At 45.7% G+C, this 26,425-nt stretch carries 27 protein-coding genes and 1 tRNA gene; 9 read left to right on the top strand and 19 right to left on the bottom strand.

Going from position 1 to position 26,425, the window contains the following annotated elements:
* Nucleotides 1-100 precede the first annotated feature (100 nt).
* Nucleotides 101-853, top strand: a complete 753-nt coding sequence (locus tag ICN43_RS07605) for an RNA methyltransferase (protein WP_216198327.1) — start codon at nt 101-103, stop codon at nt 851-853.
* Nucleotides 854-882: 29 nt separating this feature from the next.
* Complete coding sequence (gene cysE / locus ICN43_RS07610; RefSeq protein WP_216198329.1) at nt 883-1,650, top strand: serine O-acetyltransferase; 768 nt, start codon at nt 883-885, stop codon at nt 1,648-1,650.
* A 10-nt stretch (nt 1,651-1,660) separates the two neighbouring features.
* Here cysE and ICN43_RS07615 read toward each other — a convergent pair whose 3' ends face one another.
* Entirely contained in the window at nt 1,661-2,257 is a 597-nt protein-coding gene (locus tag ICN43_RS07615; RefSeq protein WP_216198332.1) for a peptidylprolyl isomerase, read from the bottom strand.
* A gap of 44 nt (nt 2,258-2,301) precedes the next feature.
* Here ICN43_RS07615 and ICN43_RS07620 point away from each other — a divergent pair, with 44 nt between their 5' ends.
* Together ICN43_RS07620 and ICN43_RS07625 are read left to right on the top strand one after the other, a co-directional pair.
* Nucleotides 2,302-3,534, top strand: a complete 1,233-nt coding sequence (locus ICN43_RS07620) for a cupin domain-containing protein (protein WP_216198334.1) — start codon at nt 2,302-2,304, stop codon at nt 3,532-3,534.
* A 109-nt stretch (nt 3,535-3,643) separates the two neighbouring features.
* Nucleotides 3,644-3,829, top strand: a complete 186-nt coding sequence (locus tag ICN43_RS07625) for a hypothetical protein (protein WP_216198335.1) — start codon at nt 3,644-3,646, stop codon at nt 3,827-3,829.
* A 72-nt stretch (nt 3,830-3,901) separates the two neighbouring features.
* Here the strand turns inward: ICN43_RS07625 and bamC are convergent, their stop codons facing one another.
* From bamC to ICN43_RS07670, 9 genes are all read right to left on the bottom strand, one after another.
* Nucleotides 3,902-5,050, bottom strand: coding sequence for an outer membrane protein assembly factor BamC (gene bamC, locus ICN43_RS07630; protein ID WP_216198336.1), 1,149 nt, complete (start codon nt 5,048-5,050; stop codon nt 3,902-3,904).
* Nucleotides 5,047-5,919, bottom strand: a complete 873-nt coding sequence (gene dapA / locus ICN43_RS07635) for a 4-hydroxy-tetrahydrodipicolinate synthase (protein ID WP_216200002.1) — start codon at nt 5,917-5,919, stop codon at nt 5,047-5,049. Before dapA ends, bamC begins: the two co-directional genes overlap by 4 nt.
* 76 nt (nt 5,920-5,995) lie before the next feature.
* On the bottom strand, nt 5,996-6,550 hold the full coding sequence (locus tag ICN43_RS07640) for a bifunctional 2-polyprenyl-6-hydroxyphenol methylase/3-demethylubiquinol 3-O-methyltransferase UbiG (RefSeq protein WP_216200004.1): 555 nt from the start codon (nt 6,548-6,550) through the stop codon (nt 5,996-5,998).
* Nucleotides 6,551-6,564: 14 nt separating this feature from the next.
* A complete protein-coding gene (locus ICN43_RS07645; protein WP_216198338.1) occupies nt 6,565-7,767 on the bottom strand; it encodes a tryptophan--tRNA ligase in 1,203 nt (400 codons plus the stop codon).
* 53 nt (nt 7,768-7,820) lie between these two features.
* On the bottom strand, nt 7,821-8,669 hold the full coding sequence (locus ICN43_RS07650; RefSeq protein ID WP_216198340.1) for a 3',5'-nucleoside bisphosphate phosphatase: 849 nt from the start codon (nt 8,667-8,669) through the stop codon (nt 7,821-7,823).
* A gap of 9 nt (nt 8,670-8,678) precedes the next feature.
* The gene (zapE, locus tag ICN43_RS07655; protein ID WP_216198342.1) at nt 8,679-9,782 is read right to left on the bottom strand and encodes a cell division protein ZapE; all 1,104 of its coding nucleotides are present in this window, start codon (nt 9,780-9,782) and stop codon (nt 8,679-8,681) included.
* Nucleotides 9,783-11,219, bottom strand: coding sequence for a dihydrolipoyl dehydrogenase (gene lpdA, locus ICN43_RS07660; RefSeq protein ID WP_216198343.1), 1,437 nt, complete (start codon nt 11,217-11,219; stop codon nt 9,783-9,785). It lies immediately after the preceding gene.
* Between the two features lie 11 nt (nt 11,220-11,230).
* Nucleotides 11,231-12,421 carry a 2-oxoglutarate dehydrogenase complex dihydrolipoyllysine-residue succinyltransferase gene (odhB, locus tag ICN43_RS07665; RefSeq protein WP_216198345.1) on the bottom strand — a complete coding sequence of 397 codons (1,191 nt, stop codon included), beginning with the start codon at nt 12,419-12,421 and terminating at the stop codon, nt 11,231-11,233.
* 43 nt (nt 12,422-12,464) lie between these two features.
* Nucleotides 12,465-15,323 (bottom strand): 2-oxoglutarate dehydrogenase E1 component, encoded by a 2,859-nt coding sequence (locus tag ICN43_RS07670; RefSeq protein ID WP_216198347.1) that lies wholly within the window; start codon nt 15,321-15,323, stop codon nt 12,465-12,467.
* Nucleotides 15,324-15,622: 299 nt separating this feature from the next.
* Here ICN43_RS07670 and ICN43_RS07675 point away from each other — a divergent pair, with 299 nt between their 5' ends.
* A complete protein-coding gene (locus ICN43_RS07675) occupies nt 15,623-16,324 on the top strand; it encodes an excisionase family DNA-binding protein (RefSeq protein ID WP_216198348.1) in 702 nt (233 codons plus the stop codon).
* Nucleotides 16,325-16,399: 75 nt separating this feature from the next.
* On the opposite strand, the gene ICN43_RS07680 is transcribed toward ICN43_RS07675, so the two are convergent.
* Both ICN43_RS07680 and ICN43_RS07685 read right to left on the bottom strand, forming a co-directional pair.
* Entirely contained in the window at nt 16,400-16,684 is a 285-nt protein-coding gene (locus ICN43_RS07680) for an H-NS family nucleoid-associated regulatory protein (RefSeq protein ID WP_216198351.1), read from the bottom strand.
* A gap of 210 nt (nt 16,685-16,894) precedes the next feature.
* The gene (locus ICN43_RS07685; protein ID WP_216859736.1) at nt 16,895-17,302 is read right to left on the bottom strand and encodes a PaaI family thioesterase; all 408 of its coding nucleotides are present in this window, start codon (nt 17,300-17,302) and stop codon (nt 16,895-16,897) included.
* Between the two features lie 141 nt (nt 17,303-17,443).
* Between ICN43_RS07685 and ICN43_RS07690 the strand changes: the two genes are divergently transcribed.
* Genes ICN43_RS07690 through ICN43_RS07705 form a run of 4 tightly spaced genes read left to right on the top strand, consistent with a single transcriptional unit; the run spans nt 17,444 to nt 21,377 of the window.
* Nucleotides 17,444-18,322 carry an enoyl-CoA hydratase-related protein gene (locus tag ICN43_RS07690; RefSeq protein ID WP_216198353.1) on the top strand — a complete coding sequence of 293 codons (879 nt, stop codon included), beginning with the start codon at nt 17,444-17,446 and terminating at the stop codon, nt 18,320-18,322.
* Between the two features lie 11 nt (nt 18,323-18,333).
* Nucleotides 18,334-19,566 carry a CaiB/BaiF CoA-transferase family protein gene (locus tag ICN43_RS07695; RefSeq protein WP_216198354.1) on the top strand — a complete coding sequence of 411 codons (1,233 nt, stop codon included), beginning with the start codon at nt 18,334-18,336 and terminating at the stop codon, nt 19,564-19,566.
* A 29-nt stretch (nt 19,567-19,595) separates the two neighbouring features.
* Entirely contained in the window at nt 19,596-20,588 is a 993-nt protein-coding gene (locus ICN43_RS07700; protein ID WP_216198355.1) for a tripartite tricarboxylate transporter substrate binding protein, read from the top strand.
* Nucleotides 20,589-20,639: 51 nt separating this feature from the next.
* Entirely contained in the window at nt 20,640-21,377 is a 738-nt protein-coding gene (locus ICN43_RS07705) for a GntR family transcriptional regulator (RefSeq protein ID WP_216198357.1), read from the top strand.
* Between the two features lie 24 nt (nt 21,378-21,401).
* Here the strand turns inward: ICN43_RS07705 and ICN43_RS07710 are convergent.
* From ICN43_RS07710 to rpmI, 7 genes are all read right to left on the bottom strand, one after another.
* Nucleotides 21,402-21,478, bottom strand: a tRNA-Pro gene (locus tag ICN43_RS07710).
* A 24-nt stretch (nt 21,479-21,502) separates the two neighbouring features.
* A complete protein-coding gene (locus tag ICN43_RS07715; protein WP_216200006.1) occupies nt 21,503-21,853 on the bottom strand; it encodes a MerR family transcriptional regulator in 351 nt (116 codons plus the stop codon).
* Complete coding sequence (locus tag ICN43_RS07720; RefSeq protein WP_216198359.1) at nt 21,831-22,154, bottom strand: integration host factor subunit alpha; 324 nt, start codon at nt 22,152-22,154, stop codon at nt 21,831-21,833. The genes ICN43_RS07715 and ICN43_RS07720 overlap by 23 nt, the downstream gene beginning before the upstream one ends.
* Nucleotides 22,155-22,196: 42 nt before the next feature.
* Nucleotides 22,197-24,656: a phenylalanine--tRNA ligase subunit beta gene (pheT, locus tag ICN43_RS07725; protein ID WP_216198361.1), complete on the bottom strand. Its 2,460-nt coding sequence runs from the start codon at nt 24,654-24,656 to the stop codon at nt 22,197-22,199.
* A 31-nt stretch (nt 24,657-24,687) separates the two neighbouring features.
* Nucleotides 24,688-25,734, bottom strand: coding sequence for a phenylalanine--tRNA ligase subunit alpha (gene pheS, locus ICN43_RS07730; protein WP_216198363.1), 1,047 nt, complete (start codon nt 25,732-25,734; stop codon nt 24,688-24,690).
* Between the two features lie 28 nt (nt 25,735-25,762).
* Nucleotides 25,763-26,128, bottom strand: coding sequence for a 50S ribosomal protein L20 (gene rplT, locus ICN43_RS07735; RefSeq protein WP_216198365.1), 366 nt, complete (start codon nt 26,126-26,128; stop codon nt 25,763-25,765).
* Nucleotides 26,129-26,153: 25 nt separating this feature from the next.
* Nucleotides 26,154-26,351: a 50S ribosomal protein L35 gene (gene rpmI / locus ICN43_RS07740; protein WP_011902674.1), complete on the bottom strand. Its 198-nt coding sequence runs from the start codon at nt 26,349-26,351 to the stop codon at nt 26,154-26,156.
* Nucleotides 26,352-26,425 lie beyond the last annotated feature (74 nt).

A 26,425-nucleotide genomic window follows, 5' to 3' on the forward strand; every position in this document is an offset into this window, starting at 1 on the left:
GCTCACTAGATTGCAAACTGCAGGACAATAAGGAGCTAACACTCTGATTCTAAACGATTGTCCCTTTGAATACCCAGGCCCATAGAGAATTCTTGTTGATATGAATACCGCACAAGCCCAGTTACTCCGCTGGGTTCTAGTCGAAACCAGCCACCCTGGAAATGTGGGTTCGGCTGCGCGCGCACTAAAAACCATGGGGTTTAGCGATCTCCGCCTGATTTCACCAAAGATGCTGGCTGTTGCTCAGGCACCCGAGGCGATTGCTTTAGCTAGCGGTGCGGTTGATATCTTGGAGTCCAGTCAAGAGACCTCCTCACTAGAATTAACAGTTCAGGACTGCTCCCTAGTGTTGGGACTAACAAGTCGTGATCGTGAATTTGGGCCGCCAGCATTCAATTGGCAAGATGCTCGCTGTCTAGTTCAGGCAGCCATAAGGGATAATCAAAAAGTTGCCCTCCTATTTGGACCAGAGCGAACCGGCTTGGACAACAAGCATCTCTCCCTATGCACCCATCGAGTCTGGCTGGATGCTAACCCGCTCTACCCCTCGCTAAACCTCGCTCAGGCCATCATGGTTTGCGCCTTCACCCTTAGGGAGTCCTTAAATACTGATCTGGGAATCCCCTCAATCAGCCCCGCCCCATTGGAAAAGGTGGACTATGCCGATCCAGCCGCTGTAGCCGCGATGCTAGATCACTGGCGTGAAGGCTTGGAGGCCATTGGCTACCTCGATCCTGCCAACCCCAAGAAACTCATGCCCCGTTTACAAGCCCTCTTTGCCAGAGCAAGACTCCACAAAGAAGAAGTAGACCTTCTGCGTGGGATTGCTAAGCAGATGCTACTCAAAAAATAAATTCAGGCTTTACCCGTTAAAATTGTCACATGTTTAATTCGCTGTTCGACCAAGTCGATTCCATCATTGTCCGAGACCCTGCCGCTAGAAATCGCCTGGAGGTTATTACCTGCTATCCAGGCTTACATGCTGTATGGATTCATCGAGCGTCTCATGGCTTATGGAATTTGGGTTTGAAGTGGATTGCACGCCTTCTCTCGATGGTATCGCGCTGGATTACTGGTATTGAGATTCATCCTGGGGCGAAGATTGGTCGCCGTGTATTTTTAGATCATGGTCTTGGCATTGTGATTGGAGAAACTACTGAAATTGGTGATGACTGCACCATCTACCAAGGAGTTACCCTAGGTGGCACCTCTTTATATAAAGGCGTAAAGCGTCACCCCACCCTAGGCAAGGGAGTAGTCATCAGTGCTGGCGCTAAGGTGCTCGGAGGCTTTACCGTAGGGGATGGAGCCCGCGTTGGTTCCAATGCCGTAGTGCTAAAAGAAATCCCCGCCGGGGCAACTGCAGTTGGAATTCCTGCACGTATCCTGCATCCAGATTTGCCGCAAGCAAGCACACCGGATAGCAAGGCTAAAGAATACTTCTCCGCTTATGGCGTGACGCCGAACGTAGATGATCCAGTGTCGATGGCCTTAAAAGGTTTAATTGATGCAACCTTAGAGCAAGAAGCTAAGATCACTGCTCTCGAGAAGGCATTGGCAAAATTAAGCAATACTCCAGCATCTGATGCCAGTGAATCGAGCGATACTAAACGCGATCTAGGCGCTCTAAAAGAGTGGCTTAAAGAGTAGTTTTTTAGCCTTAATGCAGAGTTGGGGATGATCCACTCGCACCGGTAATGCCGACCACAAATTCATCATCACCCTCATCGGAATCATCGGGCATTCCGAAAGCAAACCCCTCACCGCCCTGAGGATGGCGATTTTCAATCTCCTCATCAGTAGCGGCGCGAATATCTTCAACCTGCACCCAGAAACGCAAGGCCATACCAGCAAGCGGATGATTGCCATCTAATACCACTTGGCTATCAGCAACATCGGTAACGGTATAGATAAGGGGCTCTTCATCAACATCACTAGAGTCATCCCCCTCCTCTTCCTCGGCGTCGGGAACTCCCTCGAACTGCATGCCAATCTCCAAAGGCTCCGGGAAGCGCGCACGTGGTTCAATCTTTAGTAATTCTGGATCATATTCACCAAACGCCTCACTTGGCTCAAGCTGAATACTGGCTTCATAACCCACATCTTGACCATCCAGTAAATTTTCAATCTTAGGAAAAGTGCCCTCATATCCGCCATGCAGGTATACCATCGGGGAATCAGGTTCCTCGATAATATTGTTTTGCGCATCAGTTAATTTGTAGCGCAGGGATACAACGGTATTTTTTTCGATTTTCATGCGTAATTCATTCAACATTGTGTTTTAAATAGCTTCTTACCTATATGACTGCATTTTACTTGAGCAAGTCCTACAATCCGCCTCAGGCACCCCAAAACCTTCCACTGGATCTCCCATGGGCGCTTCTGGGCGGCAATAGCCCTCAGCAGTTTATGAAAGCCTATTGGCATAAGAGGCCACTTCTAGTACGTGGGGCCATCCCTGCCTTTGAGATCTCCAAAAAATTAGGCGAGACCTTGGGGAGCGCAATATCCTCCGAGGAGCTATTTAAAATAGCAGGCGAAGATACGCTGGAGTCAAGACTAATTAAGGCGAATCCCTGGACATTTTCAAGCGGTCCATTTAAGAAGAAATCCATTCCCTCTCTCGAGACACCAGACTGGACATTACTTCTTCAAGGTATGGAAGCAAGGCATCCTGCTGCCGCAAAAGTACTCTCATGGTTTCGGTTTATTCCAGATGCACGCTTAGATGATTTGATGATTAGCATCGCCGGTCCAGGCGGTGGCGTAGGCCCCCATTTTGACTCATATGATGTCTTTTTAATTCAAATGTCGGGGCGCAGGCGTTGGCGTATCTCTGAGCAAGAGGATTTGAGCTTAAATCCAGATTTACCTTTGAAGATTCTTCAAAAATTTGAGGTAGAACAGGAATGGGATCTAGAGCCCGGCGACATGCTTTACCTACCACCCCATATTGCCCATGATGGCATCTCATTAGATGCTGGCTGTCAAACTTGGTCAGTTGGCTTTAGATCTCCGACTTATAAAGAAATCCTGCAAGAAGGATTATGGAATTTAGCTGAATCGCTAGAGGATATCCCCGAGCTCCAAAAACGCTTTGCAGACCCAAAACAGATAGCCAGCAAATCTGCTGAACAACTTCCAGAAGAACTCATTAAACAAGTAGCACAAAAATTAAAAGGTTTAAAGCTCGATCGTGTTGAGACGCTTCTTCCAGGCATCGCTGCCTACCTCAGCGAACCAAAACCTCAAGCCTATTTTGATGGCAAAAAAAATGGTCTTTCACTCGAAGAGTTTGCGCACCAGCTTGCCAAAGAGACTCTTAAGCCACACCCTCAAACAAGATTGCTGGCACTAGGAGCAAGGATTTACTGTAACGGGGAAGACATGACCAATGGGCAGAGCTCCACGACAAAAACTGCTTGGCGCTCTCTAGCATCAAAAAAACAGTTCAGAGGCTCCATAAATTCACTTCAACCGGACAACAGTCTTTTTGACGCCTTTTTGGCAGGATGGTTGATTTTCCAGGATTAAATTAGGAGATAGCTATAATGATTGCTGGAAAGTACCTAAGGGGTAACCCTGTGCTTTCTGTGTATTAATAACCGGTTATTAATAATAATTTTTTAAGAGGAAATTACAAATGAAGAAGTCACTCGCACTAGTAGCAATGTTGGCAATTGCTTTGGCCGCTTGCGGTAAAAAAGAAGAAGCAAAACCTGTAGAAGCTGCCCCTGCTGCTGCTCCTGCTGCTCCTGCTGCCCCAGCTGCTGATGCTCCTGCTGCCCCAGCTGCTCCAGCTGCTCCAGCTGCTGATGCTAAGAAGTAATCTTCTTCTTGGAGAAAAAAAGCCGCTTTTCAGCGGCTTTTTTATCGTCTCGATTTTTTGAAGCCGAAGACCCTATCGAGACATTTGCTCGGTAAGCAGGGTTAATAGCTGAAGGCCAGCTGCAGTATTTTCTGGCCTACCATCCGCATCCTGAACATACACTCTTGAAGAATTATCTCCAGTCGACTTCACTACCACGCGATATTTTTTTGCCTTTAGACTGGAATCATCCTTGCTACTAAAGAGATTGGAGAAGAATCCCTTTGTATCCCCTAAATCCTTAGGATTGACGTAACGAACATAGTAGATACCGTTAGCGCGGTTACGATCTTCAACCGTAAAGTTGGAACGATCTAAAGCCAGTCCTGTATCACGCCAAGCTCGGTCAAAACCTACTACCATTTCAATAAACGCAGTATTGACACCCTCTTGGACCAATTTTGCTTTTGCCGTCTTGGTAGGCAAAGGTGCCGCTACTTGAGCTTTAGCCATCTCCTGAGTCATACCTAAACGCTCCATCAAGCGAGCTAAGAATACAGCCTCCAGATCAGGGTCATTTGGACGAGAGGTCCAAATGGTAGAAATGCAAGCGCCAGTAGTATCAGTGGTACATTTTTCAAGCGCACCACGCTGAGTAATATAAATCTCAGTTTCATTTGGATTGCTAACCTCAAGGCGTGTCTTATATTTATCACGCTCACCAGTGTCATAAATTGAATTTAAGGCACCGCCAATAATATTGCGGATAAAATCTTGCTGAATCTTGGCACGATTCTCTGCCCAATCTGTCTCCATGATGCCGGTAGATGGTGAATCAATAACCAGCAAGAAACCGTTCTCTTGCCAAAAATCCTTAACTTGAGGGTAGAGTTCCACGGCAGGCTTTTCAACCACCAACCATCGACGCTCTCCGTCTCGAGCAATACGCATCCCTGGGATTCCAGTCATCACGTTCTTACGAGATTGAACGGATTTTTTTACTGCGGCATTGTACTCGGACATAGTGGCTGAGCCGTCCTGAACAATATAGCGACGATCCGCTTGTGAAGCTATGAGATCTGGAGGTAGAGATAGGTTGGGTCCACGTACCGCACCGGCAGACCTATAATCCACAGTGTCGTTAGTTGTAACAGATTTACAGCCAACTAAGATAAAGCCTGTTAACGAGAGGATAAGAAGAGTTGCGCAATAATGCCGCAGGGTTTGTATCAAATTCATCATAGTAAGCCAGCCTGTTTCATTGCAGCCTTCAAAGATTCGCGCAAGCCATCGCTCAAAGGGGTTAAAGGCAGACGAATTCCAGCTGTAATTTTGCCCATTTCATGCAAAGCCCACTTAACAGGAATCGGATTTGCCTCAGTAAACATGGCCTTATGAACAGCCAGTAGTTGATATTGAATCTCACGAGTCTTGACTACATCATCAGACATGGCAGCCCGACATAGTTCATGCATCAAACGTGGTGCAATATTCGCAGTTACAGAAATATTACCCTTACCACCCATGAGCATCAACATTGCAGCACTGAGATCATCACCAGAAAATACTGAAAAATTTTCATGTCCTGCACGCTTGAGATCCGTCAGCAACAAGGTACCACGCTCAATGCTACCAGTAGCATCTTTAATACCAATGATGCCCGGGATGGCTGCGAGACGAACAGTTGTCTCACCAGCAAGATCGGCAACAGTTCTTCCGGGAACGTTATAAAGAATTAAGGGGAGATCAACCGACTCAGCAATTTTCTTAAAGTGGGCGTACATCCCCTCTTGTGTAGGCTTGTTGTAATAAGGGACTACCTGAAGGCTAGCATCAGCACCAACGGACTTAGCAAAATTGGTTAACTCGATTGCCTCTGTCGTTGAATTACCACCAGTGCCGGCGATTACTGGAATACGTCCAGCAATGTGATCAACCGTCGCTTTGATGAGCTCACAGTGCTCCTCCACAGATACTGTAGGAGACTCGCCGCTAGTACCAACAATAACAATGCCATCAGAACCTTCAGCAACATGCCAATCCAACAAGGAGCGTAAGGCTGGGAAATCAAGACTTCCATCCTCGAACATCGGCGTCACAATGGCAGGCATGCTGCCAGCAATAGGCTTTTTACTAGCTTGGAATTGTGGTGTATTAATCACTGAATGTATCTGAATTATCTGAATGTTAACGTCCAAATTGTAACGGAATGCACCCTTTTAAATGACCTTTTACTGCACATATTCGCTGAACCATGGCTGGTTTAGGTTGCTCCTGGTAAATATCCTCATAGGCAATCACCCTTAAACTCGCCCGCCTCGCTAAAGCAAGCAATTCCCCAGGCTTAAGCAAGAAATCGGAGTTTGAGGGCTTGCCAAATTCGGCATTGCCATCGGCAAAGGTTTCGTAGATTAAAACGCCACCCTCAATCAGCATTTTGGGTAATTCATCTAAAAAAGGACGGTATAGGTAATTGGTCACCACAATTGCTGAAAACTGCTGACCCAAGAGAGGCCAATCCGCACCCTCAAGATCTAATTTTTGAATCTGAAGCGATTTGTTTTTCAGCAATTCAATTGCGGAGATATCCTGATCAACAGCTAAAACAGTGTGCCCCAGAGATAGCAGTAAAGCTGCATGTCTGCCGGCACCACATGCAAGATCCAATACCAAACCCTGTTTTGGTATTGCCAAGGCAAAATGCCTCACCCAAGGTGAGGCATTGAGAATTGCACCATGCATTTCAGTCACAAGGCTTAGTCGTACGCTAAGCCCATAGATTCACGGACCTCGCGCATCGTTTCTTGGGCAACCTTACGAGCCTTATCAGAGCCATCCGCAATGATCGAACGCAACAAGCTAGGATCATCCAAGTATTTCTGGGCACGTTCAAACATGGGCTGTTGTTCAGAAAGGATGGCATCAATCACAGGCTGTTTACACTCCAAACAGCCTATACCAGCTGACTGACATTCTTTTTGTACCCAGGCCTTGATATCTTCATTTGAATATACCGTATGAAGTTGCCATACAGGGCAGCGCGCAGGGTCGCCTGGATCAGTCCTGCGCACCCGCGCAGGATCAGTTGGCATCGTACGAATTGAGCGAATGACTTCTTCAGGCTTTTCACGAATACTAATAGTATTACCGTAAGACTTTGACATCTTCTGCCCATCAATACCTGGCATACGTGACGCAGTCGTTAACAAAGCCTGTGGCTCTGGCAGAATAATTTTGCGAGCGCCCTCCAAGAAGCCAAATAATCGTTCGCGATCTGCCATCGAGAGACTTTGTGCCTCTTGTAATAATGCTTTAGCTTGCTCTAGAGCCTCATCATCACCACGCTCCTGAAAAGCGACGCGCAGCTCGGCGTACATCTTCGCACGCTTACTACCTAGCTTCTTAACAGCCTCTAGCGCCTTCTCTTCAAAACCAGGTTCACGCCCATAGAGATAATTAAAACGTCGCGCCACTTCACGTGTCATCTCTACGTGAGGCACCTGATCTTCACCAACCGGTACAAATTGCGCACGATACATCAGAATGTCGGCAGCCTGTAGCAACGGGTAGCCTAAGAAACCATAGGTTTGCAAATCCTTTTCTTTGAGTTTTTCAATTTGGTCTTTATAGGTTGGAACGCGCTCCAGCCAGCCCAAAGGAGTTCCCATAGAAAGCAACAAGAAAAGTTCTGCATGCTCAGGTACTTTGCTCTGAATAAATAAAGTAGCTTGGTTTGGATCAACACCGCAAGCTAACCAGTCAATCACCATATCCCATACAGATTGCTCAATCACATCCGGGGTTTCGTAGTGGGTTGTTAAGGCATGCCAGTCTGCAACAAAAAAGTAACAAGGGTACTCAGACTGCAAGCGAACCCAGTTCTTTAAAACGCCATGGTAATGGCCGAGGTGCAAGCTACCTGTTGGTCGCATGCCAGAGAGAACGCGTTCTGCAAACATCTTGATCTTTACTCTTTAGGGGTAATTAAAAATGGTTAAGTATTGAAGGGGATTTAATGAAATAGCGACCATACTGGAGTTAAGTGATCTGGTAAGTGGGGCAAGGTTCCGAGGTCAATAAAGCTTTCCTCTGGATCATGAAAATCCGACCCTCGAGAAGCTAAAAATCCATAATGCTGGGCAATCTTGCCATAAGTTTGATATTGATTCGGGCTATGGCTACCAGTAATGACCTCAATAGCTATGCCGCCAATTTCTTTGAAGTGCTTATAAAGCTCATCCATCTGCATAGCATTGAGCTTATAGCGGCCGGGGTGTGCAATTACTGCGGCGCCACCTGCTTCCTTGATCCAGGCAACAGCATCATCTAATGTAGCCCAAAGGTGAGGAACATAACCAGGCTTATCTTCAACTAAATAGTTTTTAAAGACCTGATCGGTGTCGCGACATACGCCCTGCTCCACCAAGAAACGTGCGAAGTGTGTTCGAGAAATCAATTCGTGATTACCGGCAAAGTGCAATGCACCTTCATAGGCACCAGGTATACCAACCTTCAACAATTGTTCAGCCATCTGCATAGCGCGATTGCCGCGACCTTCACGAGTACGACGTAGACCCTCCAGAATTCCAGCATGGGCTGCATCAATTCCTAAACCAACGATATGAATGGTCTGACCCATCCAGGTTACAGAAATCTCGACTCCGGAAAGGTAATCCATGCCAAGCGAACTTGCCGCAGCACGAGCCCTTACTTGTCCACCCAATTCATCATGATCTGTTAAAGCCCAGAGATGGACTCCATTAGCGTAGGCACGTTCAGCCAACTGCTCAGGCGTGAGCGTTCCATCCGAAACAACGGAATGGCAGTGTAAATCTGCATTGAGGCTGGAATTGCTAGTCATGAGCCTATTTTAGGTCAAGCTGGTATCAATTACCCGGCGAGGTGCATCTAGATAATCTCGAGACTGCATCTCAATTAAGCGAGAAACCGTTCTGGAGAACTCACTCGTAATCTGCCCCTCAGTGTATAAATCTACTGCCGGGACCTCTGCAGAGATGATTAACTTGATTTTATGGTCATATAAGACGTCAATTAGCCAAATAAAACGACGAGCCTCATTGGTCATTCTAGGGGGCATATAAGGCACCCCAGACAAAATCACGGTGTGAAACAGGTTTGCAATCTCTAAATAGTCATTTTGGGACCTTGGGCCACAGCATAGAGTTTGAAAGTCAAACCATACTACCCCCTCAGCCATATGCAGAGGTCTTAATTCACGGGATTCAATACGAAGAACTGGGCGAACCGTTTCTTTTTGATTGCCAATCAAAGTTTGGAACATCTGCATCAATACGGTATGAGTTGCTGCATTAACTGGAGTCAGGTATGCCTCAACTTGAGCCATCTGCACCCGACGATAGTCATTACCAGCATCGACATTCATGACATCGAGCTGCTCCTCTAATAGCTTAATGGCTGGTAATAAACGATCGCGATGCAAGCCATTTGGATAAAGCTGGCTCGGTTGATAGTTAGAGGTCATTACAAACTGGACACGATCTTCAAAAAGTGCGCTCAGCAAGCGGTACAAAATCATTGCGTCGGCAATATCATTGATATGAAACTCGTCAAAACAGATGAGTCGGTATCTATTGGCAATTCTTTTTGCCAGCTCATCGAGTGGATCAGCCATGCCAGAGAGTTCATGAAGCTCACGATGCACCTCACGCATAAACTCATGAAAATGAATTCTGATCTTTTTCTCAAGGGGAGAGGCGGCAAAAAAGACATCCATTAAAAAGGATTTTCCGCGGCCTACTCCTCCCCATAAATAGACGCCTCGTGGGAGTTTTGGTTTAAAGAGTTTCTTTTTTAAGCCGTTGCTGCGGATTTCTTTATAAGCAACCCACTCATCTTCACAGCGCTGCAAGCGCTCAATAGCAGCGAGCTGCGCGGGATCACTATGATACCCACGCGCTTTTAACTCTTGATGGTAATACTCTAATGCTTTCAATTACATGTTTAATGCACGTTTATCAGTCGCTAATGCCGCCTCGCGAACCACTTCCGATAGACTTGGATGTGGATGACAGATACGAGCAATATCTTCAGCTGCTGCTTTAAATTCCATTGCTACTGCCGCTTCAGCAATTAAATCAGAAGCATTTGGTCCAATGATGTGAACACCTAAGATTTCATCAGTTTTTTCATCAGCCAATACTTTGACAAAGCCGTCAGCTCGATCCATGCCTAATGCACGCCCATTAGCAGCAAATGGGAACTGGCCTGCTTTAAAGGCAATGCCAGCCTGCTTTAGCTGTTCTTCAGTTTTACCAACCCAAGCAATTTCTGGGTCGGTGTAAATCACCCAAGGAATACAGTTGTAATCAATATGTGGCTTTTGGCCAGCGATAATTTCAGCAACAAGCACGCCTTCATCTTCGGCTTTATGAGCCAACATTGGACCACGAACAACATCACCTACTGCGTAAACACCAGGAGCGGCAGTTGCACAACTATGATCATCAATTGGAATAAAGCCACGTTCATCGACTTTGAGGCCAATCTTATCAAGACCTAATTTTTCAGTATTCGGAACACGACCAACAGAAACAATTAAACGGTCGCATTCTAACTTCTGAGCCTTGCCTTCGCTGTCGGTGTAATTAACAACAACGCCCTTCTTGTCAGCTTTAACTTCACCAATCTTGACACCCATATTAATTTTCAGGCCTTGCTTAGTGAAAATCTTATGTGCTTCTTTGGCAACACCTTGATCACAGGCACCTAAAAAAGTTGGGAGCGCCTCAAGAATAGTAACGTCAGAGCCAACACGACGCCAAACGGAACCAAGCTCTAAGCCAATGACGCCAGCACCAATCACGCCAAGTTTCTTCGGAATGGAATCAAACTTCAAACCACCTTCGTTATCACTAATCAACTCATTATCGACAGGAATACCAGGCAGATGACGCGCTTTAGATCCTGTAGCAATGATTACATTTTTTGATGTAACCACTTCTTTATCTTTGCCATCAATCCTGACCTGATAGCCATCAGCACCCCTGCCTTCAAATGAAGCATGGCCTTTTAGCAAAGTAATTTTATTTTTACGGAACAAGAATTGAATGCCAGCAGTCATCTTGGTCACAATCGCATCTTTACGGGCAATCATCTTGCCAGAGTCTAACTTTACCGATCCAACGGTGATGCCATGGTCTGCAACATGATGACTAATTTTCTCGAACTCTTCAGAAGAGGCGAGTAAAGCTTTAGAAGGAATGCAACCAACGTTTAAGCAAGTTCCGCCCAAGCGTATCTCGCCCTTTGGATCGTCGTAGGCGTTAGATTCAGCGCAGGCAACCTTAAAACCTAATTGCGCAGCACGAATTGCAGCAATATAGCCGCCGGGACCGCCGCCGATGACTAATACATCAAATGATTGACTCATATTCTTTCCTCTTATAAATCAAGAAGAAGTCGTGAAGGATCTTCCAATGCGTCCTTCATGGCTACCAAGCCAAGAACAGCCTCACGACCGTCAATAATGCGATGGTCATATGACAAAGCTAGATAATTAATCGGACGAATCACAATTTGACCGTTCTCAACCACTGCACGTTCTTTAGTTGCATGAATACCCAAGATTGCAGACTGTGGAGGATTAATAATTGGGGTGGACAGCATAGATCCGAATACACCACCATTAGAGATGGAGAATGTGCCGCCAGTTAAATCCTCCAGCGACAATTTACCTTCGCGAGCCTTAACGCCGAAATCAGAAATCTTCTTTTCGATATCAGCCAAATTCATTTGATCGACATCACGCAGAATTGGAACCACCAAACCACGTGGTGAACTAACAGCAATCCCGATGTCAAAGTAACCGTGGTAAACGATGTCATTACCATCAACGGACGCGTTTAATAATGGAAATTTCTTCAAAGCATGGGTGGCAGCTTTAACAAAGAAAGACATAAAGCCCAACTTCACGCCGTGGACTTTTTCAAACTGATCTTTGTACTTGTTGCGCATAGCAATTACTGGAGCCATGTTAACTTCATTAAAAGTAGTCAAGATAGCGTTGTTTGCCTGGGACTCAAGCAAACGCTCCGCAATGCGAGCACGCAAGCGAGTCATTGGTACGCGCTCTTCAGGGCGATCGCCCATTGGAATTGGCGCACTTGGCAAAGGAGCAGAATTTGAACCGCCAGCAACAGCATTAAGTGCATCGCCCTTAGTTACACGACCATCGCGGCCAGAGCCTGCAACTTGGCCAGCACTCATATTATTTTCCGCAAGAATTTTTGCTGCGGAAGGTGCGGCAGTCGCTCCTGATGACTTGACGGGTGCAGCAACTGGAGCTGCAGCAGGTGCCACTACAGCAGCTGCAGGGGCTGAAGTAGCAACAGCCGTACTATCAATCTTCGCAATCAATTGCTCGGCAACCACAGTTCCACCGTCAGCAACAATAATCTCCGTAACAACACCAGCAGATGGTGCTGGAACCTCCAACACCACTTTGTCAGTTTCAATTTCAATCAAGATCTCATCTTGACCAACAGCATCACCGACCTTCTTTTTCCATTGCAACAAAGTAGCTTCAGCTACTGACTCAGAGAGTTGGGGAACTTTAACTTCAAAAATAGCCATGATTAATCCTGTTTAATATTTGTATATTGCGTGATGTATACGATTACTTCGTAATGACATAACCTTTTAGTTTTGCAAATGCTGCGGCAAGAAGAGACTTCTGTTGTTCTTGATGGAGATGGGCATAACCGCAAGCTGGCGATGCTGATGCTGGACGGCCCGCATAGGACATCTTCATACCCTCAGACATATTCTCCAAAATATTGTGTTGAACAAAGAACCAAGCCCCTTGGTTTTGCGGCTCATCTTGACACCAAACAATCTCTTCTAGATTTGGATATTTCTTCAGCTCAGCAGTCAATGCTTTATGCGGGAAGGGATAGAGTTGCTCCAGGCGAATAATTGCCACATTATCAAGCTTTTTCTCGGAGCGTAATTTGGCCAAGTCGTAATAAACCTTACCAGAGCACATCACTAAACGCGTAACTTTTTTGCCATCTATGCTCTCATCGCGCTCTGGAAGAATAGTTTGGAAACCACCTTTGGTGAACTCGGTCAAGGGTGAGGAAGCTTCTTTATTACGCAAAAGTGATTTTGGCGTCATCAAGATCAGCGGCTTACGGAACTGACGAATCATCTGGCGACGCAATACGTGAAAGATCTGAGATGCAGTAGTTGGCTGAATCACCTGCATATTGGTGTCGGCGCATAACTGCATATAGCGCTCTAAACGGGCAGATGAATGCTCCGGGCCTTGACCTTCATACCCATGAGGCAACATCATCACCAAACCATTGGCACGACCCCACTTGACTTCTCCTGAAGCTATGAACTGGTCAATCACTACTTGCGCGCCATTTGCAAAGTCACCGAACTGGGCCTCCCAAATTGTTAGAGTATTTGGCTCAGCAGCGGCATAGCCATATTCAAAACCAAGCACAGCCTCTTCTGACAAGATGGAATCGATAACCAAGAAAGGAGCCTGGTCCTTGGCAATGTGTCGGAGAGGAATGTAAACCCCTTTATCCCACTTCTCTCTGCTTTGATTATGAAGAACTGCATGGCGGTGTGTGAAGGTGCCGCGACCACTATCCTCTCCAGATAAACGCACTGGATAGCCGCTGGCGACAAGAGAGGCAAAGGCCATATGCTCACCCATACCCCAGTCAATGTTCGTTTCACCACGACCCATAGCAGCTCGATCTTTAAGCACCTTCTCTACTAGCGGGTGAACCTGGAATCCTTCGCGAACCGTGGAGACCCTCTCTGCCAAACGCTTCCATTCAGTCAATGGAATTGCAGTATCAGCCTCATCGGTCCATTTTTTATTTAAGAAAGGCGACCAATCTACAGCGAACTTACCCTTGAAATTACTCAATACTGGATCAGAAGTTTGCTTGCCTGCATCCATAGCGGCGCGATACTCCTTCACCATAAGGTCACCGGTACCTAAAGGTAATATGCCTTGGGCCTCTAATTTATCTGCATAAAGCTTACGTGTACCAGGGTGAGCGGAAATGATTTTGTACATCAAAGGCTGAGTCATTGCTGGTGAGTCTTGCTCGTTGTGACCTAGCTTTCTGAAGCAAACGATATCAACGGCAACATCTTTATGAAATTGGGTTCTAAACTCAATCGCCAATTTAGTGGCCAATACAACCGCCTCAGGATCATCACCATTCACGTGCAATACCGGCGCATCGATCACCTTCATGATGTCGGTGCAATACAAGCTAGAACGTAAATCCCGCGGGTCAGATGTGGTGAAACCGATTTGGTTGTTAATAACAATATGGACCGTACCGCCAGTGGAATAGCCGCGAACCTCCGCCATTGCCAAAGTCTCTTGCATGACACCCTGTCCTGCAATCGCTGCATCACCATGTACCAATACTGGCAAAACTTGATCACCCAATAAATCGCCACGACGCTCCATGCGGGCACGTGCTGAACCCTCTACTACTGGGTTAACAATTTCTAAATGGGATGGGTTGAATGCCAAAGACAGATGAACTGGACCGGCTGGAGTGGAGATATCACTAGAGAAACCTTGGTGATACTTAACGTCACCAGCAGGTAGCGTCTCTGGGCCCTTATGCTCAAACTCAGCAAATAAATCTGTCGGCATTTTGCCTAGCGTATTTACGAGAACATTAAGACGACCGCGGTGGGCCATACCAATGACAATTTCTTGGACACCCTTAGCACCAGCCTCACGAATTAACTCATCCATGCAGGCGATAAAACTTTCGCCACCTTCAAGAGAGAAGCGTTTTTGACCTACATACTTTGCCTGGAGGTAGCGCTCTAAACCTTCGGCTGCCGTAACACGGTCTAAGATCTGGCGCTTTTGATCCACATTAAAATAGGGGGTTGAGCGGGTAGACTCCAACTTCTCCTGCCACCACTTTTTAATCTTTTGGTCGGCAATGTACATGTACTCTGCACCAAGAGTGCCGCAGTAGGTTTGACGCAATGCTTGCAATAAATCACGCAAGGTCATTTCATTCTTACCGAAGAAGGTGTTGCTGGTGTTGAAGACGATATCCATATCGCCATCCCCAAAACCATAAAAGGCTGGATCTAATTCTGGAATATCCGGACGCTCTGTGCGCTTTAATGGATCAATATCTGCCCAGCGATTGCCAACGTTGCGATACGCTGCAATCAACTGCTGAACAGCCACGCGCTTGCGGCCCATATCAGAGTCAGATGAATCAGCAGACACTGTGCGAATGGGGCCCTGCTTCGCGCGCTCAGCAAAGGAGGCAACGATCGGTCCATGGGCAACATCGGCTCTAGAAGACCCATCAACTGCAGGAATTTGTTTCACATTATCAAAATAATCTCGCCAGTGATCAGCTACAGAAGCTGGATCGTGCAAGTAGGATTCGTAGAGTTCCTCTACGTAGGGGGCGTTACCACCGAAGAGATAGGAGCTATCTCTTTGATCTTGCATCATGATGCTCACCTTTCATCGGGTTTCCCGAATAAAAACTGTGGTTAAAACCATTCACTCTCCGGCTTAACCGGTTTACGAATTGATCTGTGCGAATACTTTTACTAGTGCATTAATTTAACACGATTACCCATAGATTAACAAAGGGCTTTCCCTGATTAAGGGGGCTTTAGGAGGTATTGCCTCAATTGAGACCCAGAATAAGAATTTTCCTACCTGGATTTAAATAACTCCTGACAGATTACCTGAGATTTGATTCGTATTCTCTAAATCTTTAAATGAATTAATGAGATTAAGGATATATGAAAGCAATTACCCCAGATCTGGAATACCTTAGCACTCGCCAAAGCGCCCAAGTATTGCAAGTATCGCTCGGCACCGTGCAGAAAATGGTTGAATTAGGTGAATTAATTGCCTGGAAAACCCGTGGAGGCCATCGCCGCATCCTCGCAAGCTCACTTGATCAGCAACTTGCTCGCCGTAAAAGAGCTATGCGGCAAAAGACTACTCAAAACTGTATTGCCATGGGGATATTTAGGAGAGCTGAAAATAGTCATGAATTAATCGAATCCATTCAACATTGGCAACTAAAGGTTGATATTGAAGTGTCGGTAGATAGTCTAGAAGGGCTGATGAAGGCAGTATCAATTGCCCCTGACTTGATATTCCTTGATGCGCTGATACCACCAGTTGAGCAAGTACATCTTATCCATTATTTGAGCAAAAACAAGGACACGCAGCGCATTCCTATCTTGGTAGATGAAGGATTTATTCGCCTACACCCCGGGGTCATGGGGCTAGCAGATGAAAATATGATTGGAGTGAGACCTCAGAATCCAGAGGTCCTTCAGGAGGAGATTGAAAAAGGCTTAATTGACCAAAATCCCCTCATTATTGGCTATCCAGCGACCAATCTAGAGCTTGAAACAGCATTCGGAGACAAGAATCGCCATGAACTACTAGAGGCCATATTTATTCAGGCGCTTAATCGAAAGTGCGCATAATCACAAAAGACTAAAGGCCGCTCAATCAACAGTGAGCGGCCCCTTTAAGTAAATAAATCTATATAAATCAGTTATTTATATCAAAAAGTTATTTCGATCTCTACCTTCTATCCATTTTGGCGCCTTGCCACGACCAGTCCATGTATCCCCAGTAGATGGGTTACGGTACTTGGGAGCAACCTTACCAGTAGAGCTACGTGCACCAGCCTTACGGCTAAATAAGTCTGAAGCTGTTAAGTCATATTGCTCAATAATCAGCTTAGCCTTGGCAATTCCATCTGCTTTTTCACGCATAACTGCTTCTTTAATTTGTTTATCCAACAATTCGCGCTGAGCCAATAATTCCTTATAAGAGGACATGTATTAATTTCTCCACATATTAGTTTTAGGATATAGCAAGGAATTTGCTATATCTTATTGGCGATTATATACGCTTATTAATAACCTATTAAAAAAATATAGGCATTTCTTTGGCTCTAAAGAAATAATACTATTTTTTAATTCATTAACTTAATCATTACAATTAACTTAATCATTATAAATAATATATTTATTATGGGTACATACTACCTACCTTCTAAGCATAAAAGTACCACTGGATTTAGCAGTAATTTCACCAGCCTCATTTAAAACCACGGCCTCACAGTAATTCACCGTCTTTCCAGCCTTGAGAACAGTACCCTCGACAACAATTTTTCCCACACTTGGGCGCAAGAAGCTAACAGTCATGTCAATTGTCATAGCCCCCAAGGGCTGATTAGTCGTGCTACGAGCAGCTGCACCCATAGCAAAATCCAACAAGGTCATCACTACACCGCCATGAGCAATCTGGAAGCTATTCTCGAATTCCGGCCTTAAGACAAGACTAATTCGAGACTTACCACCCTCTGCATGCTCAGCAACAACCCCCAAATGTTTCAAAAAAGGAATTGAGAGCCCAAAGAACTCACCAGAACGATTGGGGCTGTCTATAGTCATAAAAAATATTCTCCTATTTATTCGGATATTTGCAAAAGCTATTATTCAAAAAACATATGTAGGATGTATGATATTCCACTAGATTATAAATTTATTAAAATTTATTCGGATAAGCTTAGCAAACTAACTAACGGAGATAACATGAGCATCAAACCAGAAAAACCCTACAAGGATATCCTTTTTGAAGTGAAGGACCAGGTTGCCTGGATCACAATCAATCGCCCAAGGGTCCTCAATGCCTTCCGCGAGCAAACTTTGGATGAGATGATTGATGCTGTTAAGTTAACCCGTGAAGACCCCTCTATTGCGTGCATCGTATTCAAGGGCGCGGGAGACAAGGCCTTTTCGGCTGGCGGTGACTTCTATGCGATGAAGCGGCTTACTTTTACCAATGGCTCCATGTGGAATGATCGAATGCTCGGCCTAGCAATGGCTATTCGTGGAGTACCCATTCCTGCAATTGCTATGGTTAATGGGTGGTGTGTTGGTGGGGGTCATGAATTAGCCCTTTGGTGCGATCTAGTGATTGGCTCAGAAAAATCAGTATTTGGACAAACTGGTGCCAAGGTTGGAGCCTGCCCGACAGTTGGTGCAACACAATACTTGCCACGCATTGTTGGTGAACGCATTGCTCGCGAGATGATTTTTTTAGCGAAGCGATTTGATGCAAAAGAAGCCGAGAGAATCGGCTTGATTAACAAATGTGTTCCAGAGGAAGATCTCCTGTCAGAAACATTGGCATGGTGCGAAAACATTAAATCAAATAGTTCGCAAACGATTCGCATGACCAAGAAGAGTTTGAATTTTGAATCCGATCAACTTTATGCATCATGGCAGCACGGTATGGAATTGCTTGCCTATGTTTGGGGCTCAGAGGAAAGTCTTGAAGGAATGAATGCCTTCTTGGAAGGTCGTAAACCTGATTTCCAACAATTCCGCTTAAAAAATAAAGCGGCATTAGAAGATTACATGGATGGCTTCCGCAAGAACTTAAATGCACCTCCCGATATGCGCGATTAACTCAAGCCACTATGAGCTCACAACAAGGTAACTCTGCCAATCCCACCAGTCACAATGGAGCATTGGCAGGTTTCAAAGTTCTCGATCTAAGCCGCGTTTTAGCTGGACCTTGGTGCGGCCAATTGTTAGGTGACTTGGGTGCCGAGGTTGTCAAGGTTGAATCGCCCAATGCAGGCGACGATACCCGCGGATGGGGTCCGCCATTTTTAGAGGGTGAATCAGCCTATTTTTTAGGCTGCAATCGGAATAAGCGCGGCGTAACGATTGATTTTTCGCAGCCAGAAGGCAGGGATTTACTGGCTGCACTCATTCCAAAGTTTGATGTATTACTTGATAACTTTAAGAGTGGGACTCTAGAAAAATGGGGGTTTGACTCTGCTTGGTTTGAAACTCATGCTCCTGCCGTTGTGCGCTGCTCTATTACTGGATATGGCAGCGCTGGACCTCAAGCCGGACTGCCAGGCTATGATTTTATTTTGCAAGCTGAATCTGGATTGATGAGTATTACAGGAGATGCCGATGGTGAATCCTCAAAATATGGGGTTGCTATTGTTGATCTTGCTACGGGAATGATGGCAGCCAATGCAATACAAGCTGGCCTATTGGCACGCTATAGAACTGGCAAAGGTCAAGCGGTAGAGGTATCTTTATTTGACACCTCGATTGCACTTCTTGCCAACGTAGGCAGCAGTCATCTTGCCACCGGAAAAGAGGCAGGTCGCTACGGTAATGGCCATCCAACAATCGTGCCTTACACCACCTTCGCCTGTAGTGATGGCGTCATCGCCCTTGCCATTGGTAACGATAAGCAATTTGCAAAACTTGCTGAAATCCTTCATCACCCTGAGTGGGCTGAAGACGAGAGATTTAAATCAAACACAGCAAGAGTGAATCATAGGTCTCAATGCGAGCAATTAGTTAGAGAAAAATTAATTGATTTTTCCAGTGGAGAGCTCATTGCACTGCTTCGTCAGAATGGCATTCCAGTTGGACTAGTGAATACGATTAAACAGGCACTTGCTACTGAACAGGCACATGCAAAAGAGATGGTGATTGAGCTAGACCATAAAAAAATTGGTAAATTTAAAACCTTAGGAGTACCGGTAAAAATGAACGCAACTCCAAGCTCAATTCGTTATGCGCCTCCCCTGCTTGGCGAGCATACAGATCAGGTTTTAGCCGAGTATCTTAATTTAACTAACGATGTAATCCATGAATTAAAAAACAAAAAAATAATTGCTTGATAGTACAAACAATCATCTGCGGAGAGACAATGAAAAGACTTACAAAATTGAAACGTGTTCTAGCAGGATTTGCCGTACTGACAATCCTGTCCTCGACAACTTGGGCTCAAGGCGATGCCTATCCTAACAAACCTATCAAACTGGTAATTACTTGGCCTGTGGGTGGCTTTGCAGATACCCTAGGCCGAGCATTGGCCACCCAAATGAGCGCCCTTCTTGGGCAACAGGTAGTGGTTGAAAATCGTGGGGGTGCAAACGGGATGATTGGCGCTGACGTGGTTGCAAAATCAGCACCGGACGGATACACGTTAATGTTTCAATCTGTGACATCACACGCCATCAATCCGTCTATGTATGAAAAAACACCTTACTCAACAGAAAAAGATATTGTGCCGATTGCAATCGTTGGATCAGTACCTATGTTGCTGGTTGCAAATACCAACTTTCCAGCAAAAAATATTAATGCATTAATTGCAATGGCAAAAAGGGATCCTGATGGTATTGCATATGCAAGCTTTGGAAACGGTAGCGCAAGCCATCTTGCAGGCGCTCTATTTACCAATCAAGCCGGCATCAAGATGACGCATGTCCCCTATAAAGGTGGGGCACCTGCAATTACCGACACAATTGGCGGTCAGATACCCTTGAGTTTTTCAGCATTTGGTCTGGCGCTTCCCCATATCAAAGCTGGCAAGCTAGTTGCCCTTGGAACTACCAGCTCTTCTAGGGCCAAACTATTACCAGACGTGCCCACTATTGCCGAGGCTGGCAATCTAAAAGACTATGAAATGTCGATTGTTTATGCCTTATGGGCACCTACTGGAGTACCAGCACCCATTCTCAATAAACTGAGTAAAACCATTGAACAAGTAATAAGCTCAAATGCCTTTAAAGAAAAAGTGGCTGCCGATGGAGGTGAAGTAATGAATCTCACCACCACTGCCGAAAGTCAAATTTACTTTCAAAAAGAGATGCAGCGTTTAAGCAAGATTGTTAAAGACGGCAATATTAAGGCGGACTAATATGGAAAACAATCTGAAGTTATTAAAAATAACAATATTCAGTTGGAGTAAATGAGTCTGAAGCAAACGCTCTATCAAAAAATTAGCACTATCTTGTCCGACCGCATTGTCAGCGGAGTTTATCCGCTTGGCACCAACCTCCCAACTGAGGCAAATTTATGCGAAGAATTTAAGGCAAGTCACCACACGATTCGAGATGCGCTAAAGCTTTTAATTGATAAGGGGCTGATTACCCGACGTCCTGGGGCTGGAACTAAGGTAATTGCCGCTAGCGAACCCACAGTCTTTGCTCACGTAGCGGGCGATTTGCGCCACCTATTTAGCTATCCACAAAATACTCTTCGTCAAAATATTGTTCATGAGCATATTGTGAGCGATCGAATCCTATCCCAGTTACTGGGCTGCACAATTGGAACGCCATGGTTCAAGATTGGGGCGCTCAGAAGACTCGATGGCAACTCTCAAGCTTTATGCTGGACCGATTTTTATATTCTGCCCCGCTACTCGGATGTAGTGAAGCATAAGGCTCACTTCAGCACTCCGGTGCATGAACAAATAGAGGAGCTATATGGGGAGAGAGTTGAAAGTGCTACAGTAAAAATTAGTCTTGCAAAATTAGAAGCGGATATGGCGAAACAGCTTGATGTCCCAAGCAATTCAGCAGCGCTTCGAATTATCAGAAGCTATCAAAATGCCCAAAAGAATGCATTTGAGATCACCGTAAGCTATCACCCCGAAGGTAGATATGATTGTGAATTAAACTTCTATCGCGAGTTAAGACCGAGATAAGACATCATCGCATCAAGCGGAAGATGGTCGGGGCGAGAGGATTTGAACCTCCGACCACATGCACCCCATGCATGTACGCTACCAGGCTGCGCTACGCCCCGACTGAGAACAAATTGTATCAGCAACTATTTGGATAGAATTTGCAAAACAGCGTGCAATTCATCGCGTAAGCGCAATTCCCCGCGAGCCTCATCTAAGCGATTTCTGGCACCGCTGATCGTGAAACCTTCTTCGTATAAAAGCGCTCTAATCTTACGTATTAAGACAACCTCATGATGCTGGTAATAGCGACGATTACCTCTACGCTTTTGCGGACTTAGCTGAGAAAACTCTTGCTCCCAATAACGCAGTACGTGAGAACGAACGCCACAAAGATCCGATACTTCACCAATAGTGAAATAACGCTTAGCGGGGATTGGGGGGAGCTGCGAACTAGGCAGCGCCGACCCAGACTCAAATACTGTTTTCTCGAGCATGTGATTCGACAACATCCTTCAACTTTTGGCTGGCATGGAATGTAACAACGCGACGCGCAGCAATCGGTATCATTTGTCCAGTCTTTGGGTTGCGACCTGGGCGAGCTGATTTATTGCGTAACTGGAAATTACCAAATCCAGAAATCTTTACCTCAACACCAGTCTCCAGAGATTCTCCAATACGATCAAAAAACGCATCAATCATATCTTTAGCTTCACGCTTATTCAGGCCAACTTGATCAAAGAGCGCTTCTGAGAGCTCATTCTTGGTTACGGTATCGTTACTAACTAAATCATTCATGACAGAAGCCTCTTCAAACTAAACTGTTACTAATATTAAACCCTAGCGCAGACGGGCTGAGCAATTTTTTTCAAGAGCAGTCAACAAAGCTGTCATAACTGTCTCAATTTGCGCATCCTGCAGAGTTTCCTGGGTGTTCAATAGGGTTATCCGGAATGCCAAGCTCTTCTCATCATCACCCATACTGCTAGAGCCAGATTTTGGCTTGAACTCATCAAATAACTCGATTGCTTTGACAAAGCTCTGCTTCTTAGCATTCATGGCATCAAGTAGAGTCTGCGAAGAGACCGCCTGCTTAACCACTACCGCCAAATCGCGCTGAACTGCAGGAAACTTACTTAACTCTTCTGGCTGCGGAATACCGAGCATACGAACAGACTCTAGGTCTAATTCAAAAAGCACTGGCGCCAATGGTAAATCGTAGGCCTGCTGCAGTCCAGGGTGCAATTCGCCAATCCAGCCAATCTCTTGCTTGCCAGAAGAAGTTATTAAATGGATTCGAGCGCAACGGCCAGGATGAAGTGCAGGATGAACTGCAGCCTGAGTTGTGAAATGCAAGGGATCGAGCACGCGCTCAAGATCACCTTTTACATCAAAGAAATCAACTGCACGATCAGCGATGGCCCACTGTTCTGGAACAAATGAACCGTAAGCCAAGCCGCCAACTTGCTGTGGCTGATGGAAACCAGCCACTTTGCCAGCCTGCTCTTGAATATTAGAGTCACGCTTAAAGACGCGACCCGTTTCGAATAAACGGACACGACCTGCACCCCGATTGAGGTTTGACTTGAGGTTATCCAACAAGCCACCCCAGAGATTGCTTCGCATAACACCATATTGGCTAGCAATTGGGTTAAGAACAGTAATCAAATCTTTTTCAGTCGCGGCAGCTAAACGTTGCTCACTTTCTAAATCAGTAAATCCAAAATTCACAGCCTCTTGATAACCTTGAAGAGCTAAACGCTGACGTAATAAATGCACTCCCCGCTTTGCCTCTGCTTTAGCGCTCATCTTCAACGAAGAGACGGGCGGCACATCAGGAATATTTTCAAAGCCGTACATACGCGCGACTTCTTCAATTAAATCTTCTTCAATTTCGATATCAAAGCGAAAACTTGGTGGCATCACTACAAACACATCGCCAGCCTCTTGCTTAAATTCAAAACCCAAACGATTAAACACATCAGCCACAATTTCAGCCGTCAATGGAATGCCAATGACTTTCATGGCGCGCGCCAAACGCATACTCACTGGCTTACGCTCAGGAATAGCTAGCACTTGGTCATCAATTGGTCCAACTTGGCCACCACATACCTTAACAATCAGAGCACTTAAATACTCTAAACAGTTGGCAGTATTTTGTGGATCAACCCCACGCTCAAAGCGATGCGCTGCATCGGTACTGAAATTAAATCGACGAGCACGCCCTTGAATTGCTGAAGGCTGCCAGTACGCCGCTTCAACATAAATATTTTTTGTGTCGTCAGTCACAGCACAATGATTACCACCCATGATTCCAGCCAATGCAACTGGGCCCGCTTGATCAGCAACCACACCAGCATCTTGTATCTTCCCAGCAGAATCTGGACCTTGTAAAGTTACCGTCTGACCATTTAAAAGCTCAATACTCTCATCTGACTTAGCCCAACGAACAGATAAGTCACCAGTCAATTTGTCAATGTCGAACACGTGGGTCGGCTGACCCATTTCCAGCATAACGTAGTTAGATAAATCCACTAAAGGGGAAATACTTCTTTGACCAGCATTACATAAACGCTGAATAATCCAATCAGGCGTTTTGGCTTTTGGATTAACGCCGCGAATCACGCGACCAGCAAAACGACCACAAAGATCAGTATTTTCAACAGACACTTTCAGCTTGTCTTGTATGGAAACATCTACAGCAGTCCACTTGGGAGCACACAGCGCAGCACCAGTTATAGCAGATACTTCACGTGCCATGCCTATGAGTGAAAGACAATCCGCCTTATTAGGCGTCAATTTAATTACAAAGATCTGATCATCTAGATTTAAATACTGACGAATATCTTCACCCACTGGCGCATCTGTAGGTAACTCCAAAATACCTTCATGATCATCACCCAAGCCTAGCTCGCGACCAGAGCACAGCATCCCCTGGCTTTCAACACCACGTAGCTTGCCTAATTTGATTATGAAGGGCTTACCACCCGCTTCAGCTGGCGGTAATTCTGCGCCAACTAATGCGCAGGGAATTTTGATACCTACACGTGCATTTGGAGCGCCGCAAACAATTTGTAAGTCTTGACCAGTACCTGCATTTACCTTACAGACTCGCAAACGATCTGCATCTGGATGCTGCTCAGCAGAGAGAATTTCTGCGACCACAATCTTCGTAAATGCAGGGGCTACTGAATGCTGCTCCTCAACCTCAAGACCTGCCATAGTCATCGCATGGCCTAAGGCATTACTATCAAGCGAAGGGTTTACATATTGACGTAACCAAGATTCAGAAAATTGCATATGCGCTATCTACTATTAGAAGGTTGGCGAATTAAGCCGGAAATTGCGCTAAGAAACGGAGATCGTTCTCGAAGAAAAGACGTAAATCATCAACGCCATAACGCAACATCGTCAAGCGCTCTAAGCCAGAGCCAAAAGCAAAACCGGTATAGCGCTCTGGATCAATACCCATATTACGCAATACATTTGGATGAACCTGTCCTGCCCCGGAAATTTCCAACCAGCGGCCGGCTAACTTACCGCCACCAAAAGCCATATCGATTTCAGCCGAAGGTTCAGTAAAAGGAAAATACGAGGGACGGAAACGAACCTGCAATTCATTTGTTTCAAAAAAGGTTCTTAAAAAATCGGTGTACACACCTTTGAGATCTGCAAAAGAAACACTCTCAGAAATCCAAAGCCCTTCAACCTGATGAAACATCGGTGAATGGGTTGCATCACTATCGACTCGATATGTTCTTCCCGGTGCAATTACTTTGATTGGCGGCATCACATCAACATGAGCATATTTCTTTACATGTTCACTCGCATAACGAACCTGAATGGGACTGGTATGCGTGCGCAATAACAAAGGCTTTCCATTGGAATCTTTGCCATCAATATAAAAAGTATCCTGCATAGAACGTGCGGGATGATTCTCGGGGCTATTTAAGGCGGTGAAATTAAACCAATCGGTTTCAATCTCAGGGCCATCAGCCACATCAAAACCAATGGAGCGGAAGATCTCTTCAACACGTTCCCAGGTACGCATCACCGGATGCAGACTGCCTACTGCTTGGCCACGGCCAGGCAAGGAAACATCGATAGACTCAGCGGCAAGTCGTTGCAGCAATACCGCATCAGCCAAAGCTTGGCGACGCTCTTGTAATGCAGCTTCTACTTGGGTTTTGATTTGATTAATTTGGGCACCAGCACTTTTGCGCTCATCAGGCAACATTCCACCAAGCGCTTTTAAACGCTCAGTGAGAACACCTGACTTACCGAGATACTTGGCTTTCGCGTCCTCTAGAGCTGCCGCATCGGCAGCCCCGAGGAAATCACGTTTAGCATCCTCGACAATGTGGTCGAGAGAAACCATTGCAGCTTAGTTTTAAATGAACTAAGAATTAAGCTGCAGCGCTTACTACGGATTTGATCCGAGTAACCAAAGCAGCAAAAGCTGCTTTGTCAGCAATGGCCATATCAGAAATCACTTTACGGTCGAGCTCGATCGCAGCCTTCTTCATACCATTCATGAATACGCTATAGGTCATGTCATGCTGACGAACTGCCGCGTTGATACGAGCAATCCATAAAGCGCGGAATACACGTTTCTTGTTGCGACGGTCACGGTATGCATATTGACCAGCACGCATAACTGCTTGCTTAGCAATACGGAATACATTCTTACGACGTCCACGATAGCCTGTTGCAGCATCGGTGATTTTCTTATGACGGGCTCTTGCTGTAACCCCACGTTTGACTCTTGGCATTTATTTCTCCTAATCTAGTCTGAGGTTAAGCGTATGGAAGCATAGAGCGAATTGACTTAACGTCTGCCTTCGCAACTTCTGTGGAACCACGCAAATGACGCTTGTTCTTTGTGGTCTTCTTGGTGAGGATATGGCGTTTGAAAGCCTGACCTCGTTTGATCGTTCCGCCTGCGCGAACCGTGAAGCGCTTTTTAGCGCTACTCTTGCTCTTCATCTTGGGCATAAAGCACCCCTTCAATTACTTGTGCAACATAGGTGGTAACCGACGGTTACGCTTCCTGTACCTAGAAGCACTTC

The organism is Polynucleobacter sp. UK-Mo-2m-Kol15 (genome assembly GCF_018881505.1).
In the GTDB taxonomy this organism is placed as follows: Bacteria; Pseudomonadota; Gammaproteobacteria; order Burkholderiales; family Burkholderiaceae; genus Polynucleobacter.

Bases quoted from the DNA above. Each gene is read 5' to 3' on its own strand.
- ICN43_RS07720 (WP_216198359.1), bottom strand. From the start codon at position 22,154: ATGAATGATTTAGTTAGTAACGATACCGTAACCAAGAATGAGCTCTCA.
- odhB (WP_216198345.1), bottom strand. From the start codon at position 12,421: ATGGCTATTTTTGAAGTTAAAGTTCCCCAACTCTCTGAGTCAGTAGCT.
- ICN43_RS07675 (WP_216198348.1), top strand. From the start codon at position 15,623: ATGAAAGCAATTACCCCAGATCTGGAATACCTTAGCACTCGCCAAAGC.
- bamC (WP_216198336.1), bottom strand. From the start codon at position 5,050: ATGATGAATTTGATACAAACCCTGCGGCATTATTGCGCAACTCTTCTT.
- rpmI (WP_011902674.1), bottom strand. From the start codon at position 26,351: ATGCCCAAGATGAAGAGCAAGAGTAGCGCTAAAAAGCGCTTCACGGTT.
- ICN43_RS07645 (WP_216198338.1), bottom strand. From the start codon at position 7,767: ATGTTTGCAGAACGCGTTCTCTCTGGCATGCGACCAACAGGTAGCTTG.
- cysE (WP_216198329.1), top strand. From the start codon at position 883: ATGTTTAATTCGCTGTTCGACCAAGTCGATTCCATCATTGTCCGAGAC.
- pheT (WP_216198361.1), bottom strand. From the start codon at position 24,656: ATGCAATTTTCTGAATCTTGGTTACGTCAATATGTAAACCCTTCGCTT.
- ICN43_RS07605 (WP_216198327.1), top strand. From the start codon at position 101: ATGAATACCGCACAAGCCCAGTTACTCCGCTGGGTTCTAGTCGAAACC.
- ICN43_RS07715 (WP_216200006.1), bottom strand. From the start codon at position 21,853: ATGCTCGAGAAAACAGTATTTGAGTCTGGGTCGGCGCTGCCTAGTTCG.
- ICN43_RS07695 (WP_216198354.1), top strand. From the start codon at position 18,334: ATGAGCTCACAACAAGGTAACTCTGCCAATCCCACCAGTCACAATGGA.
- ICN43_RS07620 (WP_216198334.1), top strand. From the start codon at position 2,302: ATGACTGCATTTTACTTGAGCAAGTCCTACAATCCGCCTCAGGCACCC.
- ICN43_RS07680 (WP_216198351.1), bottom strand. From the start codon at position 16,684: ATGTCCTCTTATAAGGAATTATTGGCTCAGCGCGAATTGTTGGATAAA.
- lpdA (WP_216198343.1), bottom strand. From the start codon at position 11,219: ATGAGTCAATCATTTGATGTATTAGTCATCGGCGGCGGTCCCGGCGGC.
- ICN43_RS07700 (WP_216198355.1), top strand. From the start codon at position 19,596: ATGAAAAGACTTACAAAATTGAAACGTGTTCTAGCAGGATTTGCCGTA.
- ICN43_RS07625 (WP_216198335.1), top strand. From the start codon at position 3,644: ATGAAGAAGTCACTCGCACTAGTAGCAATGTTGGCAATTGCTTTGGCC.
- pheS (WP_216198363.1), bottom strand. From the start codon at position 25,734: ATGGTTTCTCTCGACCACATTGTCGAGGATGCTAAACGTGATTTCCTC.
- ICN43_RS07685 (WP_216859736.1), bottom strand. From the start codon at position 17,302: ATGACTATAGACAGCCCCAATCGTTCTGGTGAGTTCTTTGGGCTCTCA.
- ICN43_RS07705 (WP_216198357.1), top strand. From the start codon at position 20,640: ATGAGTCTGAAGCAAACGCTCTATCAAAAAATTAGCACTATCTTGTCC.
- ICN43_RS07640 (WP_216200004.1), bottom strand. From the start codon at position 6,550: ATGCATGGTGCAATTCTCAATGCCTCACCTTGGGTGAGGCATTTTGCC.
- ICN43_RS07670 (WP_216198347.1), bottom strand. From the start codon at position 15,323: ATGATGCAAGATCAAAGAGATAGCTCCTATCTCTTCGGTGGTAACGCC.
- ICN43_RS07615 (WP_216198332.1), bottom strand. From the start codon at position 2,257: ATGAAAATCGAAAAAAATACCGTTGTATCCCTGCGCTACAAATTAACT.
- rplT (WP_216198365.1), bottom strand. From the start codon at position 26,128: ATGCCAAGAGTCAAACGTGGGGTTACAGCAAGAGCCCGTCATAAGAAA.
- ICN43_RS07650 (WP_216198340.1), bottom strand. From the start codon at position 8,669: ATGACTAGCAATTCCAGCCTCAATGCAGATTTACACTGCCATTCCGTT.
- ICN43_RS07690 (WP_216198353.1), top strand. From the start codon at position 17,444: ATGAGCATCAAACCAGAAAAACCCTACAAGGATATCCTTTTTGAAGTG.
- dapA (WP_216200002.1), bottom strand. From the start codon at position 5,919: ATGCCTGCCATTGTGACGCCGATGTTCGAGGATGGAAGTCTTGATTTC.